At 72.6% G+C, this 17,110-nt stretch carries 26 protein-coding genes; 1 reads left to right on the forward strand and 25 read right to left on the reverse strand.

Annotated features, from left to right (window positions below; genetic code table 11):
- Positions 1-33: 33 nt before the first annotated feature.
- The 4 genes from LPU43_RS19550 to LPU43_RS19565 all read right to left on the reverse strand — a co-directional run bounded on the left by LPU43_RS19550 (position 34) and on the right by LPU43_RS19565 (position 1,829).
- Positions 34-582 (reverse strand): hypothetical protein, encoded by a 549-nt coding sequence (locus LPU43_RS19550; RefSeq protein ID WP_229401912.1) that lies wholly within the window; start codon positions 580-582, stop codon positions 34-36.
- 82 nt (positions 583-664) lie between these two features.
- Positions 665-1,147 carry a phage tail tube protein gene (locus LPU43_RS19555; RefSeq protein WP_229401913.1) on the reverse strand — a complete coding sequence of 161 codons (483 nt, stop codon included), beginning with the start codon at positions 1,145-1,147 and terminating at the stop codon, positions 665-667.
- A complete protein-coding gene (locus LPU43_RS19560; protein ID WP_229401914.1) occupies positions 1,140-1,481 on the reverse strand; it encodes a hypothetical protein in 342 nt (113 codons plus the stop codon). The genes LPU43_RS19555 and LPU43_RS19560 overlap by 8 nt, the downstream gene beginning before the upstream one ends.
- A gap of 9 nt (positions 1,482-1,490) precedes the next feature.
- Positions 1,491-1,829 (reverse strand): hypothetical protein, encoded by a 339-nt coding sequence (locus LPU43_RS19565; RefSeq protein WP_229401915.1) that lies wholly within the window; start codon positions 1,827-1,829, stop codon positions 1,491-1,493.
- 52 nt (positions 1,830-1,881) lie between these two features.
- Between LPU43_RS19565 and LPU43_RS19570 the strand changes: the two genes are divergently transcribed.
- Positions 1,882-2,400, forward strand: a complete 519-nt coding sequence (locus LPU43_RS19570; protein WP_229401916.1) for a hypothetical protein — start codon at positions 1,882-1,884, stop codon at positions 2,398-2,400.
- On the opposite strand, the gene LPU43_RS19575 is transcribed toward LPU43_RS19570, so the two are convergent.
- The 21 genes from LPU43_RS19575 to LPU43_RS19675 all read right to left on the reverse strand — a co-directional run bounded on the left by LPU43_RS19575 (position 2,397) and on the right by LPU43_RS19675 (position 17,005).
- The gene (locus tag LPU43_RS19575) at positions 2,397-2,807 is read right to left on the reverse strand and encodes a gp17 family tail completion protein (RefSeq protein ID WP_229401917.1); all 411 of its coding nucleotides are present in this window, start codon (positions 2,805-2,807) and stop codon (positions 2,397-2,399) included. The genes LPU43_RS19570 and LPU43_RS19575 overlap by 4 nt on opposite strands.
- The gene (locus tag LPU43_RS19580) at positions 2,804-3,214 is read right to left on the reverse strand and encodes a hypothetical protein (RefSeq protein ID WP_229401918.1); all 411 of its coding nucleotides are present in this window, start codon (positions 3,212-3,214) and stop codon (positions 2,804-2,806) included. Before LPU43_RS19580 ends, LPU43_RS19575 begins: the two co-directional genes overlap by 4 nt.
- Complete coding sequence (locus LPU43_RS19585; protein WP_229401919.1) at positions 3,214-3,621, reverse strand: DUF6093 family protein; 408 nt, start codon at positions 3,619-3,621, stop codon at positions 3,214-3,216. Before LPU43_RS19585 ends, LPU43_RS19580 begins: the two co-directional genes overlap by 1 nt.
- Positions 3,622-3,637: 16 nt before the next feature.
- Positions 3,638-4,018: a hypothetical protein gene (locus LPU43_RS19590; protein ID WP_229401920.1), complete on the reverse strand. Its 381-nt coding sequence runs from the start codon at positions 4,016-4,018 to the stop codon at positions 3,638-3,640.
- Between the two features lie 3 nt (positions 4,019-4,021).
- On the reverse strand, positions 4,022-4,525 hold the full coding sequence (locus LPU43_RS19595; protein ID WP_229401921.1) for a hypothetical protein: 504 nt from the start codon (positions 4,523-4,525) through the stop codon (positions 4,022-4,024).
- Positions 4,526-4,548: 23 nt separating this feature from the next.
- Positions 4,549-5,205 carry an endonuclease VII domain-containing protein gene (locus LPU43_RS19600; protein WP_229401922.1) on the reverse strand — a complete coding sequence of 219 codons (657 nt, stop codon included), beginning with the start codon at positions 5,203-5,205 and terminating at the stop codon, positions 4,549-4,551.
- A 20-nt stretch (positions 5,206-5,225) separates the two neighbouring features.
- Entirely contained in the window at positions 5,226-6,128 is a 903-nt protein-coding gene (locus LPU43_RS19605; protein WP_229401923.1) for a major capsid protein, read from the reverse strand.
- A 14-nt stretch (positions 6,129-6,142) separates the two neighbouring features.
- Complete coding sequence (locus tag LPU43_RS19610) at positions 6,143-6,520, reverse strand: capsid cement protein (RefSeq protein ID WP_229401924.1); 378 nt, start codon at positions 6,518-6,520, stop codon at positions 6,143-6,145.
- Between the two features lie 3 nt (positions 6,521-6,523).
- Positions 6,524-7,846, reverse strand: a complete 1,323-nt coding sequence (locus LPU43_RS19615) for a head maturation protease, ClpP-related (RefSeq protein ID WP_229401925.1) — start codon at positions 7,844-7,846, stop codon at positions 6,524-6,526.
- The gene (locus tag LPU43_RS19620; RefSeq protein ID WP_229401926.1) at positions 7,846-9,096 is read right to left on the reverse strand and encodes a phage portal protein family protein; all 1,251 of its coding nucleotides are present in this window, start codon (positions 9,094-9,096) and stop codon (positions 7,846-7,848) included. Before LPU43_RS19620 ends, LPU43_RS19615 begins: the two co-directional genes overlap by 1 nt.
- A gap of 14 nt (positions 9,097-9,110) precedes the next feature.
- Positions 9,111-10,760 carry a terminase large subunit domain-containing protein gene (locus LPU43_RS19625; protein ID WP_229401927.1) on the reverse strand — a complete coding sequence of 550 codons (1,650 nt, stop codon included), beginning with the start codon at positions 10,758-10,760 and terminating at the stop codon, positions 9,111-9,113.
- Entirely contained in the window at positions 10,760-11,341 is a 582-nt protein-coding gene (locus tag LPU43_RS19630) for a hypothetical protein (RefSeq protein ID WP_229401928.1), read from the reverse strand. Before LPU43_RS19630 ends, LPU43_RS19625 begins: the two co-directional genes overlap by 1 nt.
- Positions 11,342-12,058: 717 nt before the next feature.
- Positions 12,059-12,277: a hypothetical protein gene (locus LPU43_RS19635; protein WP_229401929.1), complete on the reverse strand. Its 219-nt coding sequence runs from the start codon at positions 12,275-12,277 to the stop codon at positions 12,059-12,061.
- Positions 12,274-12,732 carry a DUF6221 family protein gene (locus LPU43_RS19640; protein ID WP_229401930.1) on the reverse strand — a complete coding sequence of 153 codons (459 nt, stop codon included), beginning with the start codon at positions 12,730-12,732 and terminating at the stop codon, positions 12,274-12,276. Before LPU43_RS19640 ends, LPU43_RS19635 begins: the two co-directional genes overlap by 4 nt.
- Positions 12,733-12,746: 14 nt before the next feature.
- Positions 12,747-13,040 carry a hypothetical protein gene (locus LPU43_RS19645; RefSeq protein ID WP_229401931.1) on the reverse strand — a complete coding sequence of 98 codons (294 nt, stop codon included), beginning with the start codon at positions 13,038-13,040 and terminating at the stop codon, positions 12,747-12,749.
- The gene (locus LPU43_RS19650) at positions 13,040-13,636 is read right to left on the reverse strand and encodes a hypothetical protein (protein WP_229401932.1); all 597 of its coding nucleotides are present in this window, start codon (positions 13,634-13,636) and stop codon (positions 13,040-13,042) included. Before LPU43_RS19650 ends, LPU43_RS19645 begins: the two co-directional genes overlap by 1 nt.
- A gap of 8 nt (positions 13,637-13,644) precedes the next feature.
- A complete protein-coding gene (locus tag LPU43_RS19655; RefSeq protein ID WP_229401933.1) occupies positions 13,645-14,421 on the reverse strand; it encodes a DNA-methyltransferase in 777 nt (258 codons plus the stop codon).
- A gap of 76 nt (positions 14,422-14,497) precedes the next feature.
- On the reverse strand, positions 14,498-14,881 hold the full coding sequence (locus tag LPU43_RS19660; protein ID WP_229401934.1) for a hypothetical protein: 384 nt from the start codon (positions 14,879-14,881) through the stop codon (positions 14,498-14,500).
- 2 nt (positions 14,882-14,883) lie between these two features.
- Positions 14,884-16,032, reverse strand: coding sequence for a hypothetical protein (locus tag LPU43_RS19665; RefSeq protein WP_229401935.1), 1,149 nt, complete (start codon positions 16,030-16,032; stop codon positions 14,884-14,886).
- Positions 16,033-16,053: 21 nt separating this feature from the next.
- The gene (locus tag LPU43_RS19670; protein ID WP_229401936.1) at positions 16,054-16,572 is read right to left on the reverse strand and encodes a hypothetical protein; all 519 of its coding nucleotides are present in this window, start codon (positions 16,570-16,572) and stop codon (positions 16,054-16,056) included.
- A 10-nt stretch (positions 16,573-16,582) separates the two neighbouring features.
- Positions 16,583-17,005 (reverse strand): PDDEXK family nuclease, encoded by a 423-nt coding sequence (locus LPU43_RS19675; RefSeq protein WP_229401937.1) that lies wholly within the window; start codon positions 17,003-17,005, stop codon positions 16,583-16,585.
- Between the last annotated feature and the right edge of the window lie 105 nt (positions 17,006-17,110).

Below are 17,110 nucleotides of genomic sequence, written 5' to 3' on the forward strand. Positions count from 1 at the left end.
GGCTCGGTGGGATGCCGAGCCGCTCGGCCGCCTCTACTCGGTCCCGGAAGGCCGGTTCATCCGCGAGGCGACGAGCGAGAAAGGGATGTCCACCTCGCGCCGGTTCACCGACCACGCCGCGTCGGCCAGATCGGCGAACTGCCGGTCCGTGAGCACCCCGTCGTCACCGAGCAGCGCGGCCCAGTCCTCGTCGTCCAGGGCCGGCTCGACCACCGACTTGCGGATGAGGGCCTCGTAGAACGTCTCGACGTTCACGCCGATCAGCCGGTCGCGCTCGTCGACCTCGCCGGCGTCGGTCTTGCGGGGCGGATGCTCGGCGCAGAACGCCCGCCACCTCGGCGGGGGCATCGCCCGCACCCGAAACGCGGTAGTGTCGTCGCGCATCTGCTGGCGTAGCACCTCCATCCGCTCGGCGATGCTGCCCGCCCCGTCGCCCTCCAGCGAGGTCGCTGGCGTGCGCAGCGCGTCTTCGAGCTGCCGCTCCAGATCCTCGAACTCGGCGGTGAGGTCGCCGCGTAGGCAGATCGGTACGGTCCGCTCGGGCAGCCGCGCCGACTTGATCCGGTCCTTGATGTTGCTCATGTCCTGGCCCTTCACCCTGGCCCTGGACGTGGAGCGGGGACGGGCCGGGCCAGGTGGCCCGCCCCCGCGATCAGGGGTCCGATCAGGCGACGTTGACGCGCAGCGCGGGCTTCAGCCGGAGCTTCAGCGGCACCTCGTACCGGTCGATGGTGTTTGGCTCCGGGTCCATCCACGCGGTCTCGCCGCAGATCACCGGATACACGCCTTGCAGGTGCTGACCCGACACGTACGCGGTCGCGGCGGCGATCGACCGGCGGATCACCAGGAAGCCTTCGACGTCCGGGAGCATCGTGGTGTACGCCGCGTCGCTGCCGGTCTGCTTCTTCAGCCGCACCAGGGTGCCGCTGAAGCTGCGGCGTCCGTTCGTGTTCGTGTCGAAGTCGTCCTCGATGCCGCTGGTGCCCACGTCCGCGGTCTCGGGCCGGAAACCCACCAGGCCGTCCGCCGGCATCCACTGGCTGATCCGCAGACCGGCGTTCAGCTCGCTGGCGGTCGGCACGAAGATGTTGGCGATGGCCAGCACGAAGTCGACCCGAACCTTGCCGTCGCCGGGGATGTCACCCATCCTGCTTCTCCCTCTTGATCGCGGCCGGCGACGCCGGCTCGGACACCTGCACCGGATTCACGACGTCGGCCGGGTCGGCCGCGTGGAACGGGTCGACCGCGGGCGGCGGGTCGCACTCCATCCAGCCCTTCGGACGCCATAACTCCAGCGCGGCGAACGGCAGCCGGGCCCGACCGCCGTTCTCCTCGTGCCGCACCCACACCTGCGCGCCCGGCCCCGGAGGGTCCGTCTCCGCCCAGCCGAGCGGCTTCCACTGGTCCCGGGCGTCGGCGCCCTCGATCAGAGCGACGTTGCCCTGTCCGTCGGTCATCCAGTACGTGGTCTTCTTCGTCATCTCGACTCCTCAGCCCCGGACGAGTTCGGCCGTCACCGAGGTGGTGCCGGAGTAGGCGACCGTCGCGACACCGGTCGACCGATTGACGTGGCCGGGCAGGATGCGCAGCCACCGCCTGGCGCCGGCCGGGATGCTCTGGGCGACGGTGGTGCCGGCGTTGCCGACGGCGGTCACCCCGGGGTCGGTGATCGTGACCGTGATCGACGAGCCGCCACCGTTGGTGACGACCAGCAGCGCCCCGAACTGGCCGACGTCGCTGCCGGAGATCGTGTCGGTGGAGTTGACGGCCGCCGACGGTACGGTCACCGCCGTGCCGCCGGGGACCGAGGTTGCGGTGAGCAGCGCCATCGGCGCGCACCTCCTGATCAGACAGGTCCGCCCAGACGGCGGACAGTGACAGGTGACCGCCGCCGGTACGGTGTCCGGCATGGCGAGGGACATCGACCGCGACCAGATCATCGCGGCGTACGCAGACGGCCAGGAAGTCGAAGAGATTGAGCGTCGTTTCGGCGTGACCCGGGCCGAGATCGAGCAGATCGTCGCCGGGGAACCGGGGCCGGTCGAGTCCGCTCCGGCACCCCGCCGGGCACCCGCCGCCATCGTCGCCGCGACGCTCATCGTCGTGCTCTACGGCCTGGTCCAGTTCGTCACCGCCGCAGCCCACCCGTACTACAGCCGTGGCTTCGCGGCGACGATCGCCGCCATCGTCACCGTCGTCTACGGCCTCATCGCGGTCGGCATCTGGCGCGGGTGGCGGGCAGTTCAGTGGATCGGTGGATTCGGCGGTGCCATCGCCGTCGTCACCGGTGCCGGTGTCAACGCCGAGCCGGACCCGCTGCGCCTCATCGGCGGGGCGGTTTTCGTCGCCTTGCTCTTCGTGCCCGAGCAGTCCCGCGACTGGTTCACGCGGCGCCGCTAGGCCGGCACCGACTCGACCCTGTAGACGTCCACCTGGTCCATCAGCAGGACGCCGGTGGACTCGTCACGCTGCGGCGGGTCGCCGTCCTCCCGCCGGATCGGGAAGCACGACCGACCCGTTGCTGCCGGGACCACGCCCAGCAGGGCCGCCCGCACCCGGCTACCGACCGCCCGCGCCGCCGCCGCGTTGCCCCCGACGCTGTGCACGTAGGCCCACAGCACGTACCGGCCCGGCACCTCCTCCAGCGCCCGGTCGTCGGAGTCCTCGGGGTCGGCGTCGGAGAAGTACACCAGCGCATACGGGGGCGTCTGCCCGGCCGGCACGGCCCCGTCGAGCACCTGCAGCGGCGTGCCGCCCGGGGCGGCCTGCAGCAGGGCCAGGATCGCTGTCACGTGCTCCCGGATCACCGCTGCTCCAGCAGCTTCGCCGCCAGATCCTCCAGAGCGGCGGCGAACTTCGGGGCCTCCCGCTCCCCGGCCGGCCGCATGTGCGGCATCGGGGCGCTGGTCAGCGACCCGTTCTCCACGATCGCGCCGAACGGGCCCTGCAGGCGTGTCTTGTTCTTGTCCGGGCCGATGTCCGCCGTCGGGCCGCGCAGCCCCTGGTAGACGTCGTAGCCGATGGAGTACGGGTAGCGGCGCAGGTGCGAACGGCGGCCCCGCAGCTTCCGCCGCACCGTGCGCTGCGCGTCCTTCTTGATGTTCAGAGCCCCCCGGCCGAGCACCTTCGCGGCCTCGGCCGGCGCGCGGGCGATCGCGTCCTCGATGCTCTGCGCCCACTCATCGAAGTCGCCGTGGTCGATGCGGATCGGCATCAGCTTGTCCTCTCCTCGACCTGCAGCCGCCGCATCGTGGCCTGCGACGCGTGGTGCAGGCCGCGCACCACGAACGAGCGGCCCACCGCGTCCGGGTCGTGCCGTGAGGCGGTCACGGTGACCGTGTCGTCGGCCCGCACCCCCACCGCCGAGGCCGGCAACTGCAGCTCGCGGCGCAGCATCAGCAGCACCCCCTGGCCGTCGTCGTCGGTGCGGGGCAGCGCGGTCGGCTGCCGCAGCCGGCACCGACCCACACCACCTGGCAGCGGATACACGGTCTCCCAGGTGGGGGTGATGGTGCCGTCGTCGTCGGTGCTCTCCCCGGTCCTGCGCCGGATGACACACCGGTCGACCATCAACTGCTCGGCGGCCCGGCGGCCACGGGCGAGCGCAGGCGCCACAGCCATCGACCACACCTCCCGGTCAGCATCGCGGCGTCTCCCACGACCAGTCCGGTGCAGGGAACGACCACTGGGGGCCGGCCCCGGTCGGGGCGGCCGACGGATACGCGGCCCGGGCGGCGTCGAGGATCTGCCCGCGTCGCTGCGCGTCGTTGACGACCTTGTAGTCGTCGATCTGCTCCGACTGGGCGCCGTCGGGGTTGTTGTAGGCGATCGCGGCCAACTCGATGCCCCACGACCACAGCCGCTCCGGTACCGGATCCGGCCACACGGTCAGGCCGGTGGCGTCCGATAGCCAGCCACCGGCCTGACGGCGCGCGATGCCCGCGGCGTCGCTGTCGAACTCGTCGACCGGCAGGCGCAGCAGCTTCCGCAGGTCCTCCAGCTCGAACAGCTCCGCCACCGGTCAGTCCTGCTTGCCGTTGTAGCGGGCGACCAGGTCGGCCTTCGTCATCGCCTCGGCCTCCGCCCGGGCGGTCGCCTCGTCGATGTCGTCGGGCCGCTGGTCGACGTGGTACGCCACCCAGTCGGCCTTCGACGCGGCCACCGGCGGTCGGCCCTCGCTGGCCGTCGCCCCGCCCCCGGGCGTGCCCGGCACGGTGGCCGGGTCGATCAGGCCCGACTGGATACGCGGGTCGGCCGACCCGGCCGGCGAGGTGCGGGCCTCGACGTCGGCCGGGTCGACGTACACCACGCCCGGGGTCCCGGCCGCCGCCCGCCGGTCGACGAACGCCCGGAAGTCGGAGCCCTCGGCCAGGTCCTCATCGGTGGCGAACGCGCCGTGCCGCTCGCCCCGCTTCAGGTCCTCGTCCCGGGTGATGTCGACGGTGTCGCCCCGGACCGCAGTCTGGTGCAGCCCGTCCCGGTCCAGGTACCAGAAGCTGCCGTGGACGATCGTCTTCTCAGCCATTCAGGCTGCCTCCGTTCGGGTTGTCACCGCCCCTCTGCGGAGGCGGCGAGGTAGGCGATGGCTCGCCGTAACGTGTCGATGTCGTCGCCGAGGAGGCCGATCGCTCGGTTGCAGCGGTTGCACAGCAGCCCGCGAACTGCCGAAGAGTCATGGCAGTGATCGACCACGAGGACGTTATGCCGGTTCGCCGATCCGCCGGTGCCGAGTCTCTCGCCGCGTGCTGCACAGATCGCGCAGCGACCGGACTGGTCGTCGTAGCGGGCGTCGTACTCCTCGGGGCTGAGGCCGTACCTGGCGAGTTGCCTGGCTCGGATGGCGGGGCGGTTGCGCTCGCGGTACTCGGCTTGCTGGAGCGAGATCCGCGCCTTGACCTCCGGGAGCGCGTGTCGCGCCCTGGCACGCTCCCTGAGGCACTCTTTGCACTCGGCGTGCCGGGCGTAGAAGTCCGAACTGGCCTTCGTTTCAAGGCACTTGGTGCAGCGCTTCAGGTCGGACGGCGGAAGAGACGCGGCAAGCTCGCGTGCCTGCCTGCGCTTCTCGGCCTTGGCTCGATTGTTGGCAGCAGTGGTGCAGGGCTTGCACCAGGCGCTGAGGTAGCCGTTGCTCCGGCGGTAGAAGTCCTCGGTGGGCTTCGAGGACTGGCACGACTTGCAGAACTTGAAGAGCTTGGGCCCGGTCACGAACCCAAGCTTATCAAGAACTACCCATTAAGGCCGGTCACCTTCTTGATCGAGTACGGGTTGGTGACGTACATGATCGGCACGACGGAGGACTGGACCCAGTCGCGCTTGGTGGCCTGCTCGTACCACGTCTCAGTCTCCAGGCCCTGCTCGACGCGCAGCTCGCCGACCTGGCCCCGCGCGACCGCGTACGCGGTGCCGTTCGGGACGCGGTTGGAGGCGAACATCTCGTCGATCCCGGCCGCCTCCAGCATGTCGGGCAAGGCGTTGCCGTAGGCGGTGACCAGGTCCATCTTCTGCTTCGGGTTGACGATCCACAGGTCGTACTGCACGCCCAGTTCGTCGACGTCGGCGAGGTACTGCGCGTTGGCGAAGTCGGCCGCCGGCCAGCCGGAGTTGTTGGTCTGGCTGGCCCCGGCCGTGACCACGGTCGCCCAGTTGTGGCCAACGAACGTGCCGGCACCGCCGAGCGACGCGATCGCGGCCTCCAGCACCGCGATCGCGTTCGTGTTCACCCGGCGGACGATGGTGTTCGCCAACTGCGTCACCTGGTTGTTGAAGAACGCCACGTCGTTGCGCCGCCGCGCCTCCCGGGTGATGAAGAACTTGCCACCCCAGTCCTCGGGCAGGGCGACCTTCGGCGTCGGCCGCTGCGAACCGACGATCGGGTACTCGTCGCCCGGGCCGCGGCGCTCGACGTCGCGGTCGGTGTAGAGCTCGTTGACGGTGGCCTGGTCGTAGACGACCGAGCCGGTGGCGGTGCCGCCGGTAGCGAAGATCCGGTCGACGATGAACCGCTGCAGCGTGATGTCCATGATCCGCCGGGTGATCCGGGTCGGCTGGGCCAGCGCCGTGTCGACGGTGAGGGTGTTGCCGCTGAGCGTCGGTGCGGCCAGCGGGTACGCGGTCTGCTGCGTGGGCATCAGGTCCTGCCTTCTCAGTCCAGCGCGATCTGCGCGAGGTTGCCGGACGTGGCGCCGGTGACGACGGTGCCCACGGCGACGCCGGAGGCGAGGATGATGGCCTGGCCGTTGGTGCCGACCTCCACGCGCTGGTTAGCGGCGAGGTTCGCGCCGGCCATGACCGGCACGACGAACCCGTCGCCGCGGATGATGCCGACCTTCTCGCCGCTGGCCGCGTCGTAGGCGGCGACGCCGAACGCCTTGGTGCCGGCGGCGGCGTGCGCGACGGAGATGGACCCGTCGGCCTGCCGGTTGCCGGAGATGGCCACGAACCGGCAGCCGGTGACAGCGGCCGTGGCGTGCCCGGTGAGCCGCTTCCCGGGCTCGTAGAACGGGATGCACTCGTTCGCCATGGATCAGTCCCCCTTGCGGGCCGGGGCGCCCGCTGCGCCCGGGAACCAGTAGTCGTCGTTGTCGGCCGGGTCGGTCGGCTTGTCGGCGGCGTAGCCGATCTCGTTGACCGGCACCAGGCCCGGCTTCAGCGCGGCCAGGGTCTCGCTGGCGCCCGGGTCGGCTTCGAGCTGCGCCAGCCAGTGCTCGGCGCGGGCCGGCGGGATGCGGCCGTCGCGGACCGCCGCCTGGACGGTGGCCTCGCGCTGCTCGCGGAGCTGCTGGGCGCGGGCCTCCCGGCCGTCGCGGGCGTCCGCGAGGAGCTGGGCGTGCTGGGCCTCGTCGAGCACCACGGTGCCCGGTGCGGTCTGCGGCGGCGCGGGCCGCTCGGCGAGCGCCGTGTCGAGGGCCGCCAGGATGGTGGCCTCGTCGGCGTCGTCGGCGACGTGGAGCCGCTGCCGCAGGGTGGTGAGCTGCTCGTCGCTGAACGCCACGGCAGGCCTCCGTTCCTGGTTGGTGATGGACCCGGGCGCGGTCGCGGCCGGGAGTCGAGGTGCCGGGGCGTTCTGCCGTCCGGCGTGGGCGAAGACCGACAGGTCGAACCGGTCCTGCGTCTTGTAGGAGTCCCACAGGTCCCAGAAGCTGCCGGAGCCACCCGGGGTGACCTGCTCGCCGGTGGCCGAGCCGTTGTCGGCCTCGGTGGCGACCCGATCCGCTAGACCGGCGGCGACCGCCTCGTCGGCGGTGTACCAGGTCTCCTCGCGCATCAGTGTCCGCCAGTCCTCCGTCGTGCCGCCGGCGCGGGCCGCGTACGTCGAGGCGATCGAGTCGGAGGTGCTGGCCAGCATCCGCGCCATCTGCTCCATGTCGGCGGCGTTGCCGACGCAGACCCCCCACGCGTCGTGGATCATCATCTGCGAGCCGACGCCCATCACGATCTCGTCGCCGGCCATCGCCACTACCGTGCCGGCGCTCGCCGCCAAGCCGTCGACCATCACGGTCACCCGGGCCCGGTGCTGGCGCAGCACGTTCGCCATGGCCACGCCCTCGAAGACGTCCCCGCCGGGGCTGTTGAGGTGCAACCGGATCTCGTCGACGTCCAAGGCGGCGACGTCGCGGACGAAGTCGTCGGCGGTCACACCAAGCCAACCGCCGATGGTGTCGTAGACGTACACGTCGGCGCTGGTCGTCTCGGCCGGCGTGCCCGGCGGGCCGTCGGCGGGTGCCGCAGCGGCGAGCACCGGACCGACCCGGTACCAGGACCGGTCCGGATCTGCGGGGCCGAGCGCCAACGCCCGCCGGTTCGTCGCCTGCGACGGCTCCGGGCGGCGCAGGTCGCGCAGCTTCATCAGCTACTCCCATCGTCGGCCGGCCGTGCCGGCGGCGGGTAGTCCTTCGGCGGCAACCCGAACTGCTGCCGGGCGGCTTCCTCGAGGGACCGGTCCGGCAGCAAGATCCCGGCGTCGGCGAGCAGTTTCAGCGCCTGGGCGGTCGCCGCCTGCTTGGAGCCGATCTCGTCGCACACGATCCGGGGAGCCGGCTCCTCCGTGCCCCAGTTGACGTCGACCAGGTCCTCGACGATGTGCTGGCTGGCCACGTCGGCGATCTGTTCGGCGAGGGTCTGCAGCGACATCGTGAAGAAGTCCGCGAACGTGCTGCCCAGCGCCCAGCTACCCGTCTGGGTGCCGAGGTTGAGGAAGTGGGCCAGGACGGAGCGGCCGATCTGCTCGTCGTGGTAGCGGATTGACGGCAGCGCCTGCGGCAGGTCGCCCTCCACGCCGACGAGCCGCATCTTGGCCCCGTGTGGGGTCGCCGCCCCGGCCGACTCCCCGGAGCGCCACTGGCGGGCCATCGACGCGCCCTTGGTCAGGTCTGCCTCCCCGGGCGCACCCTCGTACACGGGCACTCCCATGCCGTTGCGTTCGATGGTCTGCGCGTCGACCCGCAGCAGCCGGTCTTTCAGCAGCCAGTTCTTGTAGCAGCCGCGTAGCACCGATCGGCCCATCCAGTTGCCGCCCTCGCGCTCCAGCACGTACGCCACCAGCCGGTCCACCGGGATCGGCCGCTGCATCCGGCCGACCTTCGACGACGTCTGCGTGATCGAGGTCAGGCCGCCGTCGTCGGCGACGTCGATCCGCTCGATCGTGCGGGGCATCCGCTCGCCCAGCTTCCGCAGCCGGGCCCGGCCGGCGTCGTCGATGCGGTACACCTGCTCGAAGAACATGAACCCGAACGGCAGCATCAGCAGCGCCAGGCGCAGGTGCTCCGCCCAGGAGAACCGGTCCCGGGTGCGGGGCAGCGGACGCGGCTCCGCACCCAGGATCGGCAGGCCCACGTTGTCGGCGACGAACTCGACGACCTCGTCGCGGGCGCCCGCCGGGTTGATCCGCCACGGCGTGCGGCGCAGCGGGTACGTCACCGCCCGCAGCACCGACCCGACCTGCGCGTCCTGCGAGCGCATCGCGTCGTACACCTCGACCGAGCGGGGCCACCGCAGCTCCGGCGTCGGCTCGTCGTCGATCCACTCCATCCAGCCGAGGACCGACGACCGGGCCGCGTAGCCGATCTCGGTCACCGGCGCGGGGACAGGGCTCGTCACCGGTCACCTCCCGCTCAGAACCCGGCCACCGCCAGGTCGCTCGTCTCCGACCAGCCCGCCGTCACGGGGATCGACACCGGCTCGGCCGGCGGCGGCGCGTCCGGGGCCAGCCCGCCGTCTTCGATCGCCCGCCCCCGGGCGTGGTAGGCCAGCACCGCAGCGACCGCCGCGTCGATCCACAGGCCGTCGCCGCGCTTGGCCAGCTTCAGGTAGTGCTGGGCCAGCTCCGTTTCCTCGCCCGGGCGCAGCTTCTTGCGGCTGCCCTTGACGATCACGGCGTTCTTCATGTGCTGGGCCAGGGTTTCCGACCCGTCGTGGGTGATGTCCGCGGCGGCGGTCTGGAACCGCTCGATGGCCTTGTCCATCCGCTGCTCGACGTTCGTCGGGAACTCCAACACCCGGTCGGGGAACGCCGCCGACCACAGATCCAGGTAGTCCTGCCACCGGTACGGGTCGGCGTACATCAGCACCACCTGGTACGCGCCGAACGCGTCCCGCACCCGCCGGTCCACGGCGACCCGGTCGACCCGCCAGTCCCGGTCGGCGTTCTGCGGCGACTCCCACACGCCGAGGGTGAACAGCCGCCCGTCGCCCAGCCGGCACGCGATCAGCGCGGTGGCGTCCCGGTTGCGGGAGCCGTCGAACCCCAGCGTGATCCGGTCCCCGGGGCGTAGCTGGTCCTCGCGGGCCTGCAGATCCCAGTGCGTCGGATCGACCAGGGCCGCCTGCCCGACGACGATCTCGTTGAGGAAGAACCGGCGCCGGTCCGACTCCATGTGCCGGGCCGAGCGGACCTCGTGGAAGATCCGGCCACGGATGTTCACCCAGCCGCCGCGCTCCCGCGCCGAATCGCCGTACTGCCGCAGCAGCTCCGCGTACAGCGCCTCGTCGTCGGTCAGCGACTCCACCCGCTGCGGCTCGACCGTGTCGACGTACACCCGCTCGTCGCCGGCCTCGGCGGTGACCTGCGCCTCCGAGCCCTCCGTCGGGTCCCAGGCGTTCGTCAGCTCCAGCCACCGGCCGTCCATGCCGGCCACGTTGCGCTTCACCGCCCCGGCGACCTTGCGGAACCCGCCCTGCAGGGTGAACAGGTGCGACTCCGTCAACGTCACGAACGTCATCGGCGCACCAAGACGCGCCCGCGCCGACGTGGTCACCGGCTCGATGCGCCCACCGGAGGGCAACTCCACCCGGGTCTGCCCGGCGTCCATGCCCGGCAGGTCCACCAGCGGGCCGCCCCGCAGCATCGACAGCAGAGGCCGCCACGTGTTGTCGGTCTGGTCCTCGGCCGTGCCCAGGCACACGATCAGCGGCGACGGGTACGGCGACCCGACCGGGTCGCCGGCGGCGTTCCACCCGTCGAAGCGGGTCGGCCCCAGCGCCTCGGCCAGGATGATGGCCGCACCGAACGGGTCCTTGCCCCACTTCTGCGACCGGCGCAACTGCCCGCCGACGTAGCGGAGGGCGTCCGGGGCCGGCCAGGGGCCCGCGTGCGGGTACAGCCGGTAGAAGTGGACCAGGAACGTCCACATCTCGTCGGTCAGCCGGTACGGCGCACCCATCCGGTAGCCGTCCGGGACGACGCAGTGCTCCTCGATCCACTCCCCGACGTCGTACCCGAGCGTGGGGAACTCACCCGGCTCGCTGGGTCCACGCCAGGGCATCAGCCGACCGCCTTGATCCGCCCGCGCGCCGTACCGGCCGCCCGCTCCTGCCGCTTCTCGGCCACCTCATCGGCGGCGACCCGCCACCGCAGCCGCAGCATCGCCATCGGCGACAGGCCCAGCCGGTCCGACCACTGCCGGGCTTCCTTCGCCGCGTCCAGGTCACCCAGCTCGGCCAGGACCTTGTGCCGCACGTACTGGGCGACGTCGCGGGTCCAGCCGAGTCGCTCCCACTCCACCGCCTGCGGCAGCGCCCACAGGTCCTTCCACAGCGACGACTCCAGCTTGCGCTGCTGCCGTAGCTGCGCGTCCAGGATCGCCAGCTTCTCTCGGGCCGCGTCGAGCTTGCGCTCCAGGCCGCCGGCCTTCGCCGTGCCCTCCGCGTCGGCCAGGTCGAACTCCAACCCGGCGACCTTCGCCGCCGCCAGCTTCTTGCGGGTCGTGAGCACCACGTCGGGCGTCAACGGCCACCGTGGCGGCGCACCGGAGCGGCCCTCAGACGGCAGGCTCGTCATCGCCACCGTGGCGTTACGGCGTACCCGGGTGCCCGGGTCCTTCGGTGGGGGGCCCATTCCTGCCACAGCCAACCACCTCCCGCGTGCTACTTTCCGTCACATTCGGTCGGGTTTGGGCGCATGCATATGCATGCTGTCGGTCCCCAGACCCGTACAGATTTCTAGCTGGCTGCCCCGGGGGTCCGGCATAATCGGACATCCTGGATTTTTTGAGCATGCATATGCGCCGCCCGGCTGCATACCTATGCAGAGCGGCATAACTCAGCGTGACATTGGGGGCGGCGGTGAGGTCGCGTCGGCGTTCCCTCGAACCTGGTTGCAGCGTACACCGCACGTCCCACACGGCTCGGTGCCGTGTGCCGGCCGCAGGTTGGACACCGCACTGGTCCCGCCCTTCGACTTCGGGATCACGTCGTCGGCCTGGTCCGCCCCGTCGTGCCCGCACAGCCAGCACACCGTCGACTTGCCGAGCACGATGGCGCGGTTGCGTTCGTGCTCTGTGGTGTAGCCGCGCTGCCGGGCGGTGGGCCGCGCCCGCGCCCTGTTCCGGGCCAGCCGGCACGGCTCGCACCTGGTGGCGTTGCACGGCCTGCCGCAGTCGAGACACGGCTTGGCCATCGTCACCTCCGGCGGGTGGGTGCGGGCCGGCCGGCCACCACAGCGACCGGCCCGCTCTCCACCGCCCCCGAGCGTGGTCTGGATACGCGACAGCCCGGCGGCGCTGGGCGCTCTACCGGGCTGCGGGCAGACCTCGCCTACGAGGTCCGTGAACAAATCATGCGTCTACGCGGCGGCAAGGTCAAGTCGGCGGGGCCGTCCGCGCGTCGAGGTGCGGGTGGCCAGCTCGATGGCGGCGGCCTCGTCGAGGGGGCTGTGGCCGGCCACGGTGGTGAGGCCCTTGCGGTCGCGCCAGCGGCGGACCATGCCGGGCGTGACGTCGGGGCCGAGCCGGGCGGCGAGCTGCTCGGGCGTGCCCCACTCCCGGCCGTCGACCCGGATCACGCCCGCCACTCCTCGCGGTATCCGGGCCGGTCGGCGTACGGCAGGGCGATCAGGCGCACCGTGAGGCAAGGGAACCCGTGGCTCACGTGCGAGTCCTCATCGCGCTGCGCGTCCGGGTACCAGTCGGAGCATCGCGTGCAGATCCACAAGGGGACGCGGGCAACCTTCACGCCTTCGGCGTTGGTCCGCTCCTCCACAACGTCGGCGCGGTCCGTGACCTCTGCGGACGTGACCCAGATGAAGCCGGATTGGCCTCTGGCATGTTCGTCGAGGATGCGCCGCTTCGCGTCCACCTCGGCCAGCGCGCGGGCCGGGTCGAGCGCCAGGTCCACGAACGGCCGGGCGTCGTCGTCGATGAAGTCGAAGTAGTACGGCTTGTAGGGCCCCTCGACGGCTCTGGCTGCCTGCTCGTCGTCGTCGAGCTGCTGCCGGAGCCAGGTGAGCAGGTCTTCCACGGTTCGATTGTCCCTCACTGGTCGAGCGGCACCCGTTTCTGCCTGTTATCTGGTTCCGGCCCGGGATGGCGGGTCGGTGCGGCCCCCGCGACCGCACCGGGATCGGGTCCGTCGGCGTCGCTGATCGCCTCGGCGAGGCTGATCCGCTCGGCGACGGGTACGGCGGGCATCCGGGGGTCGTGGCGGATGAGCACGATGGCCCATCCCCGTCCGGCGGCGAGGGCGCGGAACCGGCCGCCGCCGCCCCACAGGTTCGACAGGACGGCGATGCGGCGGATGGGGGTCCAGCCGAGGGCGAGGCGCAGCATCAGGCCACCCCCGCGACCGCACCGAGCACCAGGGCGCGGGGCCAGATGCCGGCGCACGCGGCGCACATCACGGCCCGGTCCGGCTCGGGGCCGCACGTGGTGACCTCGAGGCGGCGCTGCCCGCAGCCGGGGGCGGGGCAGGGCACGCCGACGAGCGGGGTGCGGGCGGGTCCGATGCGGAGGGTGCGGCGGGCGACCTCGTCGAGCCGGCGGAGGGCCTGGGCGGTGCGCTCGGCGGCGAGCGGGCTCATGGCGGGGATGGCGCGGCGGATTCGGGTGACCGGGTCCATGCCGGGCGCTCCGGGCAGGAGGCCGGCGATGGGGTCCAGGGCGCGCAGCAGGTCGCCGAGGGCCTGCGCGTGCGGGTCGGGCCGCCCGGGGGCCCATGCGCCGAGGGCGGCGTCGGCGGTGGGGTCGCCGTGGCCGCCGAGGCCGTGCCGGCGGCCGAACACCTGGGAGGGGATGGCGATGTCGCCGGAGCGGTCGCCGTCAACGGCGGCGGCGATGGCGGCCTTGGCGGCGGTTTCGAGGGCGGCCAGCGCCGCCTGGAGGGACCAGGCGGCGGCGGTCGCGGCGAGGTGGTGCGGGGTGGTCACGGGGCTCCTCAGGCGATGCGGGCGACGTCGAAGAGGTCGGTCTGGGTGTCGACCTGTCGGGGTTGGATGCCGGCGAGACGACGGGCGGCCAGCTCGGCGTAGTGGTGGGACAGCTCGATCCCGATGAACCGCCGTCCCTCGCGGAGCGCGGCCAGGCCGGTGGTACCCGATCCCGCGAACGGGTCGAGGACCACGCCGTCCACGGGGGCAGCACGGACCAAGTCGCGGAGCACAGCGACCGGCTTCTCCGTCTGGTGCATCCGGTCTGCACCTCGCAGCGGCGAGACGTGCCAGAAGCCCGGCAGGGTCTCGCCTTCCAGCGGCCGTGCTCCGGCGGTACCCCAGACGTAGAACTCGCAGGCGGCGGCGGGACGGCCTTGTTGAGGGCGGGCGTTGGGCTTGGCCCAGGCGGCGATGCCCCGCCACACCCACCCTCCGGCTTGGATGGCATCGGTGACGGTGGGAAGTTGCCGCCAGTCGGTGGCGACGGCGATCAGGGAGCCGGGGCGGGCGATGCGGTGGCATTCGCCGAGCCAGAGGGCGCACCAGTAGCCGAATGATCGTTGGTCGCGGTTGTCGCCGGTGAAGTCCTGTTGGGTGTGCACTTCGCTGCGGAGGTACTTGGATCCGGTGCTGGCGGAGCGGTCGCCTCGGTACTGGCCGCCAGAGGAGTAGGGCGGGTCGGTGATGACGGCGTCGACGGATGCGTCGGGAAGGTTGCGGAGGGCGGCGAGGGCGTCGCCTTGGTAGAGGGTGGTCCGCTCGTCGGAGTAGTGCGGGGTCATTGGGTCCTCCAAGCGGCGGCCTCCGGGCCGGGGGCCGCCCCCACCACCACGGCGGGGGCGGCCAGGTCGGGGCGGGTCACGCGGGCGCTCCGGGGAGGGTCACGCCGAGGGCGGGCGCGATGTCGCGCATGGTCGGGCAGGGCCATGTCTTGCGGTCCTCCCGGCAGCGGCCGGTGTCCTCGTTGGGCATGTGCCGGTTCATGACGTCGCCGAGGGCGCGGAGGTAGTCGCGGGCGTCGGTGAGGGCCGTATATCCGGCGACGGCGGCGGTCTGGGCGGCCACCGCTCGGCCCTCCCGCGTGCTGGCCGGCTTGGTGGCGGCGAGCACGGCGTCCCGAACGGCGCGTACCTCGGCGGCCTGCGCCGGCGGCGTCCAGCGCATCGCGCCGTCGAGGCCGGGAGCCGCCCCCGCGCCGTCGAGGGTGAGGACGACGTGGTTCGTCGTGGTGGGGGCGGTCATGGTCAGCCCTCCTTGGCCGGGTTGTTGGCCGGGCAGGTGGTGGTGTGGTCGTGGTCCGGGGTGGGCTCGCCGAGCCGGTCGGCCACGTGGCCGTCGCGGATGGCGGCCTGGAGCTGGGTGGCCTCCCGCCGGATCTGCGCGAGGGTGGCGTCCCGCTCCGGGTCGGCGGGGCGGATGGGCTCGGGCGCGCCGACGAGCTGGGTCAGGTGGGCGAGCGCGTCGGCGACGGTGGGCATGTCGACCACGGCGGACACGACGACGTCGCCCGCGGTGAGCCCGCGCGGTCCGTGGTGGAGGCGGCGGGCCACGATCTCGTAGCCGGCGGGCTCGCCGAGGTCCTGCGCGCCGGCCTGGGCGGAACCGGGGGACGGCGCGTCGTCGCCCTCCACCGCGTCCTGGTCCTGCTCGTCCTGGCCGTCGGTGGCGAGCAGCAGGGCGGTCCGGCCTCCGAGGGAGTCGAGCTGCTGCTCGGTGATGACGCCGTAGGTGGGGTTCTGCCAGCAGCGGTCGGGGGCGGGCCGCCAGATGTGGTCGCGGGCGTCGACCCTGACGGTCTCGGCCCGCTCCATGGCGTCGGCGAGGCGCTCGCAGTGGTCGCGCTCGTCGGTGCCGTCGTCGTCGGGCTGCGTCCCGGTGTCGCACGCGGTGAGCGCCCGGTCGATCAGCTCCACGCCGTCCCGGGCGAGGCCGAGCGCGTGGCGGAGCTGGTCGCGTTCGGCGGCGACGATGGCGGCCATGCCCTGCCAGTAGTCGGCGGTGACGCGGTGGTCGGCGGCGGCGCGCCGGGCCTGGTCCCGCTCGGCCTCCAGCTCCCGTACCGCCCGGTCCTGCGAGCGGTCGTCGGCGGCCTGGCCGGCGTGGTCGCGGTGCTGCTGGTCGGTGTGCCCGCAGCCGGCGGGCGCGAAGATCCCGGCGACGCGGGCGGCGACGACGCGGAGCACGGCGGGCGTGGCGGCGGCGGCGAGGTCTTCGGCGATGGTGGGCCAGCCGTCGCGGGTCCACCGGTCGAGGTCGAGGCGGGCGGCGATGGCGTCGGCGGCGGCCCGGGTGGCGGCGGCCGGGTCGATGCCGGCGCGGATCTCGTCGGCGGTGCGGATGCGGCGGGCGTCGGAGGCGGCGTCGGTGCGGGCGATCAGGTCATCGATGCTCATGGCGGGCGGAGTCCTTCCGGGTCAGGCGGGCTGGGCGGCGGCCTGCGCGGCCGAGCAGTCGGGGCGGTGCAGGTAGGCGGTCTCTCCGCAGGTCGGGCAGACGTACGGCGCGTCGGGGACGAAGAGGCGCACCGCCTTGGCGAAGTCGGCCGGGTCGAGGTCGGGGTCGACGGCGGCGGGGTTGATGCCGTGGCGGACGAGGGTGTCGGCAAGCCAGTCCTCCCACTCGCCGTTCAGGGCGCCGGCCTCGGGGGTGAGGTCCCAGATGAGGGCGGGGGCGTCGTCCGGGTCGACGAGCGCGGCGGCGGCGGTGAGCGCGGACGTGGCGATCAGCCCGAGGCGGCCGAGGTCGGGGCGGGAGCCGGGGGCCGGGTTGCGGGGGAGGTTGCGGAATCCGGCCCGCTGCTCGGCGTACGCGGCGAGGGCGAGGGCGGCGTAGTGCCGCACCCACGCCTCCCGGGTGGCCGTCTCCCGGGTGTCGGGCTGCGGGGCGAGGGTGAGGGCGGTGTTGAGCAGGTTGCGGGCGGTCTGGTCGGTCACGGCGGTCTCCTCAGGCGGTCTGGGCGGTCGGGTCGGCGGGCTGGCACGCGGCCAGGTCGTAGTCGGGCGGGTAGGTGTCGGCGTCGAGGCCGGTGCCGTAGCCGCCGGCGGCGAGCAGACGCAGCAGGGTGGCGCCGTCGACGGTGACGAACCAGTCGGCGGGGTTGGCCTTGCCGCGGCGCTTGTGCCACACCACGGCCAGGTCGGCGTTGTCGTTGACGCGTTCGCGTTCGGCTTCGGCGAGCCACCCGGCGAGGTCGGTGCGGGCGCAGTTCTTGACCTCGATGACGACGCCGGGGATGCCGGCGATGTCGCCGCGGTCCTTGGTGGAGCCGGCGAGGCGGCGTTCGGCGTGGGGCCAGCCGGAGGCGCGGAGGAGGTCGACGACGGCGCGTTCGGCGCTGCTGCCCTTGGCCTTGTTCGGGTTGGTCATCGGGGCTCCCGGGGCGGTGGGTTGGGGTACGTGGGGTACGTCTTGGGGTACGTAGTGGGGTACATGACTTAAGGGGTCTGACCTGGGGAAATAGAGATCAGAGAA

The organism is Micromonospora okii, assembly GCF_020884795.1.
GTDB classification, from domain to species: Bacteria; Actinomycetota; Actinomycetes; order Mycobacteriales; family Micromonosporaceae; genus Micromonospora; species Micromonospora okii.

Excerpts from the sequence above, each read along its gene's own strand:
- LPU43_RS19625 (WP_229401927.1), bottom strand. The coding sequence starts at position 10,760 with ATGCCCTGGCGTGGACCCAGCGAGCCGGGTGAGTTCCCCACGCTCGGG.
- LPU43_RS19580 (WP_229401918.1), bottom strand. The coding sequence starts at position 3,214 with ATGCCGATCCGCATCGACCACGGCGACTTCGATGAGTGGGCGCAGAGC.
- LPU43_RS19550 (WP_229401912.1), bottom strand. The coding sequence starts at position 582 with ATGAGCAACATCAAGGACCGGATCAAGTCGGCGCGGCTGCCCGAGCGG.
- LPU43_RS19560 (WP_229401914.1), bottom strand. The coding sequence starts at position 1,481 with ATGACGAAGAAGACCACGTACTGGATGACCGACGGACAGGGCAACGTC.
- LPU43_RS19565 (WP_229401915.1), bottom strand. The coding sequence starts at position 1,829 with ATGGCGCTGCTCACCGCAACCTCGGTCCCCGGCGGCACGGCGGTGACC.
- LPU43_RS19645 (WP_229401931.1), bottom strand. The coding sequence starts at position 13,040 with ATGCTGCGCCTCGCCCTCGGCTGGACCCCCATCCGCCGCATCGCCGTC.
- LPU43_RS19660 (WP_229401934.1), bottom strand. The coding sequence starts at position 14,881 with ATGACCGCCCCCACCACGACGAACCACGTCGTCCTCACCCTCGACGGC.
- LPU43_RS19595 (WP_229401921.1), bottom strand. The coding sequence starts at position 4,525 with ATGGCTGAGAAGACGATCGTCCACGGCAGCTTCTGGTACCTGGACCGG.
- LPU43_RS19605 (WP_229401923.1), bottom strand. The coding sequence starts at position 6,128 with ATGCCCACGCAGCAGACCGCGTACCCGCTGGCCGCACCGACGCTCAGC.
- LPU43_RS19610 (WP_229401924.1), bottom strand. The coding sequence starts at position 6,520 with ATGGCGAACGAGTGCATCCCGTTCTACGAGCCCGGGAAGCGGCTCACC.
- LPU43_RS19675 (WP_229401937.1), bottom strand. The coding sequence starts at position 17,005 with ATGACCAACCCGAACAAGGCCAAGGGCAGCAGCGCCGAACGCGCCGTC.
- LPU43_RS19655 (WP_229401933.1), bottom strand. The coding sequence starts at position 14,421 with ATGACCCCGCACTACTCCGACGAGCGGACCACCCTCTACCAAGGCGAC.
- LPU43_RS19555 (WP_229401913.1), bottom strand. The coding sequence starts at position 1,147 with ATGGGTGACATCCCCGGCGACGGCAAGGTTCGGGTCGACTTCGTGCTG.
- LPU43_RS19665 (WP_229401935.1), bottom strand. The coding sequence starts at position 16,032 with ATGAGCATCGATGACCTGATCGCCCGCACCGACGCCGCCTCCGACGCC.
- LPU43_RS19615 (WP_229401925.1), bottom strand. The coding sequence starts at position 7,846 with ATGAAGCTGCGCGACCTGCGCCGCCCGGAGCCGTCGCAGGCGACGAAC.
- LPU43_RS19585 (WP_229401919.1), bottom strand. The coding sequence starts at position 3,621 with ATGGCTGTGGCGCCTGCGCTCGCCCGTGGCCGCCGGGCCGCCGAGCAG.